This is a genomic window from Rouxiella silvae (assembly GCF_002093625.1).
Classification (GTDB): Bacteria; Pseudomonadota; Gammaproteobacteria; order Enterobacterales; family Enterobacteriaceae; genus Rouxiella; species Rouxiella silvae.
The window spans coordinates 40,843-47,227 of record NZ_MRWD01000046.1 but is presented as its reverse complement, the minus strand read 5'-3'; the positions used below and the strand labels follow the sequence as shown (position 1 = coordinate 47,227).

Annotated in this window: 6 protein-coding genes; all 6 read right to left on the bottom strand. The window is 52.5% G+C overall.

Annotated features, from left to right (window positions below):
- Positions 1 to 201: 201 nt before the first annotated feature.
- The 6 genes from BS639_RS17755 to BS639_RS17730 all read right to left on the bottom strand — a co-directional run bounded on the left by BS639_RS17755 (position 202) and on the right by BS639_RS17730 (position 6,379).
- Complete coding sequence (locus tag BS639_RS17755; protein ID WP_084983827.1) at positions 202 to 789, bottom strand: flavin reductase family protein; 588 nt, start codon at positions 787 to 789, stop codon at positions 202 to 204.
- Between the two features lie 34 nt (positions 790 to 823).
- Positions 824 to 2,089 carry a chloride channel protein gene (locus BS639_RS17750; RefSeq protein ID WP_084983826.1) on the bottom strand — a complete coding sequence of 422 codons (1,266 nt, stop codon included), beginning with the start codon at positions 2,087 to 2,089 and terminating at the stop codon, positions 824 to 826.
- Between the two features lie 190 nt (positions 2,090 to 2,279).
- Entirely contained in the window at positions 2,280 to 2,513 is a 234-nt protein-coding gene (gene pptA, locus BS639_RS17745) for a tautomerase PptA (protein ID WP_055771942.1), read from the bottom strand.
- Positions 2,514 to 2,656: 143 nt separating this feature from the next.
- Positions 2,657 to 3,877, bottom strand: coding sequence for an aminotransferase class I/II-fold pyridoxal phosphate-dependent enzyme (locus BS639_RS17740; RefSeq protein ID WP_407690317.1), 1,221 nt, complete (start codon positions 3,875 to 3,877; stop codon positions 2,657 to 2,659).
- Between the two features lie 34 nt (positions 3,878 to 3,911).
- Positions 3,912 to 5,216 (bottom strand): LLM class flavin-dependent oxidoreductase, encoded by a 1,305-nt coding sequence (locus BS639_RS17735; RefSeq protein WP_084983825.1) that lies wholly within the window; start codon positions 5,214 to 5,216, stop codon positions 3,912 to 3,914.
- Between the two features lie 89 nt (positions 5,217 to 5,305).
- The gene (locus BS639_RS17730; RefSeq protein ID WP_084983824.1) at positions 5,306 to 6,379 is read right to left on the bottom strand and encodes an iron-containing alcohol dehydrogenase family protein; all 1,074 of its coding nucleotides are present in this window, start codon (positions 6,377 to 6,379) and stop codon (positions 5,306 to 5,308) included.
- Positions 6,380 to 6,385: the final 6 nt, after the last annotated feature.

Below are 6,385 nucleotides of genomic sequence, written 5' to 3'. Positions count from 1 at the left end.
GCCATAAGCTGCGCCATTTGCAAGCCAATATCAACTCAATAATTAATCGCCCCATGTATTTATAAATAAATTTACATTGAATGCGGGTAAGGTTGTTAGTTATATGCAGCGGGGGTTATAGATCTCATAATAAAACGTTTTGTTTTATATATTAGAGGAAAGTAAAATACGCCCTTCCTCTTCTATATCTACTGAAATTATTTAACTCTTTTGGCTTGCACCGACAATAATTTCTTCACCAATGGCATAAAAATGTCCACCAGCGACGTAGTGCAGGCTGCGCAGCGACGGGTCTGCTTGTTCGAACTGCCAGTGTCCGTCTTTAAACACCCGCGCATCGGCCCACGCACCGACTATTTCAGCGATGAACAGGTCATAGGTTTGTTGATTATGCGGCTCTGGAATAAGTTTGCACGCCAGCCATGCCGAACAGCCCGCCACAAAAGGCAGGTTGAAATCCTCGAGATCAAACAGCTCGACAGCGGCATTAGCCAGTTTATCGGGCTGCTGGTGCATTGTTACCGTGCCTAACTCAAGGGTCAATTTTGCCTGTGCGGCCGTCGGGATCTGGATAACAAAAATGCCACTCTTCTCTACCAGTTCACGCGTTTTGGCGATTTTATCAATTACCACCGTCAGCTTGGGCGGCGAAAAATCCAGTCCGCATGCCCAGGCTGCGGCCATGACGTTGTCAACACCGTCATGGCGGGCGGAAACCAAAATCGTAGGCCCGTGATTCACTAAACGATACGACTTATCCAATGGCACGGGTCGAATGTTATTATCCATGATGTTTCCTTTAATGAAAATTAACCCGGTCAAATCACAGTGCAAAACGTTTGTTAATCAATGCGCTAGTGGCGATGGATCCGTTTACGGCAAATAAAATGGGGATCAGAAAATCGTGATTAACGCGGGTAAACTCGACGATTAACACCACGGCGGTGATCGGCATTTTCATTGAGGTGGCAAGAAAAGCCGCGGCGCCAACAATCGCAAAAGCCCCAAGCGAAGTGCCTGGCCAGAAATGATCCCAAACTACGCCAAAGATGCAGGCCAGCAGTGCGCCATTAGAAAGTCCAGGGGTCAACAGTCCACCCTCGGCACCCGAACGCAGACTTCCCCAGATGATCAGCAGCTTGAGCAGCAGTAGCCCAGCGGCTAAGGCTAACGTTATTTCACTGTCGAAAGTGATTTGAGCCGGACCTTTACCGTTGCCCAACAGCTGCGGGAACCAAGCAGCAAGCAGCCCAATAATGGCAAAATTTAAGAGGCAAAATACCGGCATTTGCCAGTTCCTTTTGGCATTTTTACGCGCCTGAGTCATTACGCGGGTAAACAGATTTGCGGCGATGCCAAACAGCGGCCCACAAATAATTGACCAGATCACCAGCCCAGAGGTGATATTCAATACTGGAAGATGATACTGCGACTCGTTGCCCAGCCCTATCCATGCCACCAGGGCAGCAATAGACGACGTACAGATTGCCGGAATTAACAGTTCCCAACTGAATGCGCCCAGTAAAACTTCAAGCGTAAATACCGCCCCACCGAGCGGAACGTTATATACCGCAGCCAGTCCCGCTCCCGCGCCACAGGCTACCATCACCCGGGTTTCAGACGGTGTTAGGCGAAAACGCTGAGACAGCCAGCCAGCACCAATGGCTCCCACTTCACGCGGAGCAACTTCACGCCCCAGCGGCGAGCCCAGCGCGACAGTAATAATTTGCAGCAAAGCATGAATAAGCGTTGAGAAAAACGGCATCGGCTTCTGTGGGTTTTTAACCGCGTTGGCAATGCTGATCAACGGCTTACCAAAGCGGTAAAGCAGATACCAACCTATGCCCGCGATAAGCCCGCAGACCACTAGCACCAGTAATCTGCGCGAGGCGTTGGCGGCGCTGACGCCTTCAAGAAAACTTTCTTTACTGATGATAGCATCTGGGCTGTAGCCAAAGGCAAAATGCTGGATAGCGTGCAGCAGCATGGCTAAAAGCATGCCGCCAATCCCCGCCGCGATTCCGGTTAGTAGCGTTGCAAAAACCAGGCTAATTAACCCGCTTCGGGGTTCAATATGCTGTTCACTCATGCTGCATTTCCTGTTTTATATGCCCATTAGGGCTCTGATTTTAAATTAAGGAAATTATAAAGTTAAAGATTTAATAGAACTTCAATGAGCACGCGGGCAGAGGGAGAAAAGTAAACAATTAGTTAACGTGGCTTAAATAGCAGCACTTGCCGTGGAAGATAAGCGACCAGTGCTGAAATAATGACAAGACTCAGTCCAATTTATAGCCTGGTTTTTTAATCAGTACGTCGAGGTCTGGCTTGATGATGGGTTCATAAACGGCGCTTTTCCAGTCATCGGCCGGAATTTCGTTAAGTTTGATTGATACTGAGTCATCAGAACTGCCAAAATGCTTCTTCAATACCGCGATAATGTCGTCAGAAATAGCGTTTTGCTGGATTTCTGTCAGATTGCGGGTAATAAACTTCAAATCTACGTGTGGCATGGTTCTCTCCGCTAAAAAAAGGTTTCCTTGAAAAGGCTAAAACATCCTACAGGGATAACCTACAACAGATTAAGCACTGTGTGCCAGCTTAAGCAGCACACAGACTAATCGTCGACTTTTTAGCCCTTTTTGTACGCTATAAATTACTTTAGTAATGCACAGGCCGCAGCAATGCGCCGCCCCGCTTCGGCCACTGTGTCATATTCTGTGGCTATAGACAGGCGAAAGTATGGCGATAATCCAAAGGCGCTGCCCGAGACGCCAGACACGCCGCTTTCGAGCAGGAAATTCATAACGTCAGACTCCGACTCAAGTATTTTACCGTCGGTACGTCGACGCCCCAGCAGCCCTGCGCAGTGGCAGAAAACAAAGAACGCACCGTCGGGTCGCAGCAGTTTGAGCCCGTCAACGGCAGAAAGCGTATCAACCAGCACGTCACGGCGGGCCTGATAGGCTGCAACCTGAGGCTTGATGAACTCAAGTCCACCGTCGAACGCCGCCACCGCAGCCGCCTGGCTCACCGAGCTGGCTCCGGAGCTGTTTTGCGACTGCACCACCGCCATCGCCTGGGTCAACGCCTTGGGACCCGCACCATAGCCGATACGCCATCCAGTCATGGCGTAGGTTTTCGACACCCCGCCAACCAGCAGCGTGCGTTCGCGTAAATCTGCGGCCACGTTGAGCAAGCTGGCGTGCTGACGACCGTCGAAAAGTACGTGTTCATACAGTTCATCAAGCATCACCAGCACCTGTGGATGGCGACGCAAAACCTCCGCCAGCGAGGAAAGCTCAGCGGTATCGTAAACCGCCCCGCTCGGGTTGCCGGGGTTGTTAAGAATAATCCAGCGGGTACGTGAGGTGATAGCCTGCTCGAGTTGGGCAGGCGTCAGCTTGTACCCCTGGTCAATCGGACAGTTTAAGAATACCGGAGTACCGCCGTTAAAACGCACGCTGTCAGGAAACGTCGGCCAGTAAGGAACTGGCACCAGCACTTCATCACCGTCGTTTAATGTGGCGGCGAAGGCGTTAAAAATAATCTGCTTGGCCCCGTTAGCAATGACGATGTGGTCAGCGTCATAAGGCAGATTGTTCTCGCGCAGCAGCTTGCGCTGCACCGCCTGACGCAGCGTTTTGATGCCCGGCGTTGGCGTGTATTTGGTTTCACCACGCTCAATGGCGGCATAGGCCGCCTGTTTGATGTGTTCGGGCGTATCAAAGTCTGGTTCACCGGTCGTCAGGTCCGCAATATCGACACCCGCCTCTTTCAGGCTGTTGGTCAGCTGCTTGGCCGCGGCGTTTGGCGACATTGAAACGCGCTGCACGCGGTCCGACAGCACGATTTTCGATTCAACAACAGTCATCATAAACCCTTACTCTTCAACGAGAAGCAGCGCCCATTCAGGCGTTCGGCAGACCCAGATTTTCACGCAGCGTCGAGAATTCATAGCTTTCACGGAACAGGCCTCGCTTTCTCAGCACCGGGATAACCAGCTCAACGAACAGGTCTAGCTGCTCGGGAATAATAGCCGGCATGATGTTAAAACCGTCGGCGCCCTGTTGCTCAATCCACAGCTGCAGGTCGTCGGCAATATCTTCGGCTGTACCAACTATCACACGGTGCCCACGGGAACCCGCCGCTATCGCGGCCAGCTCACGCAGCGTCAGATTTTCACGCTCGGCGAGTTCGGTCAGCAGTTTGACGCGGCTTTGATTACCCTCAACGGCAGGAATTTCCGGCACCGGCCCGTCCAGTGGATACTGAGTCATGTCCAGACCAAAACGGGCAGATAGCTGCTTGATACCGTTATCGATATCAACCAGCAAGTTCAATTGGCGCCAGGTTTCTTTCGCTTCGGCCAGCGTGCGGCCAACGATCGGCATAACGCCCGGCAGAATCAGCACGTGATCCGGATTGCGGCCAGCTTCTACAACCTGCTGTTTTTGCGAACGATAAAATGCCTGACCTTCTTCCAGACTGGCAGAGGCGGTAAACACCACTTCTGCCGTAGCCGCCGCCAGCTTTTGTCCGTCGGCAGATGAACCGGCTTCAATAATGACCGGCTTGCCCTGCGGTGAACGGGTGATATTAAGCGGACCCTGTACTTGATAGTGTTCGCCGCGATGGTTTATCTCATTGATTTTATCGTCGACGAAGTACTGGCCACTCTCTTTGTTGGCGATGACAGCCCCTTCCTGCCAGCCTTCCCACAATTTATTGGCGACCTGTAAAAACTCGGTAGCCTTGGCATAACGGTCGGCGTGGCCTGGCATATCTTCTTTACTGAAATTGCGTGCGACGTCATTCGAATACGAGGTCACTACGTTCCAGGCTGCGCGGCCACCGCTAATATGGTCCAACGACGAGAAGCTTCTTGCCAGCGTGAACGGGTCACTGAAGGTGGTTGAGGCGGTAGCTGCCAGGCCGATATGTCGGGTATTAACAGCTACGGCTGAAAGCAGCGTCAGTGGCTCAAGGCGTGCCATGGTCGACGGTAAACGATGCACGTTGGTCGCCAGCGCGTCGCCGACGAAAAACATGTCAAAGGTGCCTTCTTCAGCCTTTTTAGCAATACTTATCAGCCAGTTAATGTCGGTTGGTGAACCGAGGCGCTCAGTGAGACGCCAGCCGCTAACGTGGTGGCCGAGGGGTTGTACAAACAGGCCTAAGCGCATTTGACGGGGAGATGATGAGGACCTGGTCATGGTGTTCCTTAATGTGATTCAAAATTTCAATGAGAAGAGTCGCGGCGATGTCTTTCGTACTCACCGCGTTGAATGATTAGACCTGCGGGTTAGAAATGCTCGTCTGTGGCCTTGAGGGCCTGCAATATAGTCGTTGCAGAGAGCGTGAACGGCAGCCGCGCGGCATTTTGCGCGGAAAATTTGACCTCTTGCGCCATTGTCTGCAGCGTTTCTGCACGCTCGCCCAGGGTTTGTGGTAGGCGCAACGGCGCATCAAACTGTTTCAACAATGCCAGCAGGTCGGCGTCCGGCGCACCGCCGTCATTTTCAAGTATCGACTGCAGCAGCAGTCCATAACCGACCTTTTCCCCGTGCAGCCAGTCGTGCAGCTCTGGCTGATGGGTCATGCGGTTGTGCAGTGCGTGAGCCACGCCGGGCGCAGGGAAATCATCGCGCATGCTGTTAGCCATACCGGCTACAGCAATATTGGCATCAATCACTTTCACCAATGCCGGCGTCACCTTGTGCTGTTGGTTGTCTTTAACCGCCTGCTCGCCGAATTCGATAAAGGTGTCTACCGCAAAACGTGCTGCTTGCACTTTAAGGTTCAGCGCCAGACTGTCGCGGTTTTTTTGCTGATAGGGTCGGAATTCGAACCACTTTGCCAGTGCGTCGACGATGCCGGCTTTCAGGAAGCGGACGTCGCTGTTGGCAATCACCTCGCTGTCAACCAACACCAGTACGGGCATTTTGGTCAGCGGCTGGCTGCGAACGTGGCCACCAGCTTCATTATAAACAATGGTGATTGGTGACCAGGCGGCGCAGGTAGCGGCCACGGTTGGGAAAGTGACAATCGCCACGTCCGCAAGCAAATTTCCAACGCCTTTGGCAGTGTCCAGCACTCGCCCACCACCAATGCCCAGCACTAATTCTGCACCCTGCGCTTTCACTTTGGCGGTGTGTTGGGCAATAGCATCGTCTGAACATTCACCGGCAAGGAACTCAACGCGGTACTGAAGATTGTGTGCTTGCAAACTGGCTTCAAGCTCTGGGTTAACGGCTTCCCACGCCCGCAAGGTGGTGATCACAGCAATGCGTTTCGCCAGCGGAGCAATGTATTCACCGACTTGAGCGCGAATGCCGGACTTATGGTAATAGGTCTGAGGAGATTTGATTGCAAGCACGTCGAT

Bases quoted from the DNA above. Each gene is read 5' to 3' on its own strand.
- BS639_RS17755 (WP_084983827.1), bottom strand. From the start codon at position 789: ATGGATAATAACATTCGACCCGTGCCATTGGATAAGTCGTATCGTTTA.
- BS639_RS17750 (WP_084983826.1), bottom strand. From the start codon at position 2,089: ATGAGTGAACAGCATATTGAACCCCGAAGCGGGTTAATTAGCCTGGTT.
- pptA (WP_055771942.1), bottom strand. From the start codon at position 2,513: ATGCCACACGTAGATTTGAAGTTTATTACCCGCAATCTGACAGAAATC.
- BS639_RS17740 (WP_407690317.1), bottom strand. From the start codon at position 3,877: ATGATGACTGTTGTTGAATCGAAAATCGTGCTGTCGGACCGCGTGCAG.
- BS639_RS17735 (WP_084983825.1), bottom strand. From the start codon at position 5,216: ATGACCAGGTCCTCATCATCTCCCCGTCAAATGCGCTTAGGCCTGTTT.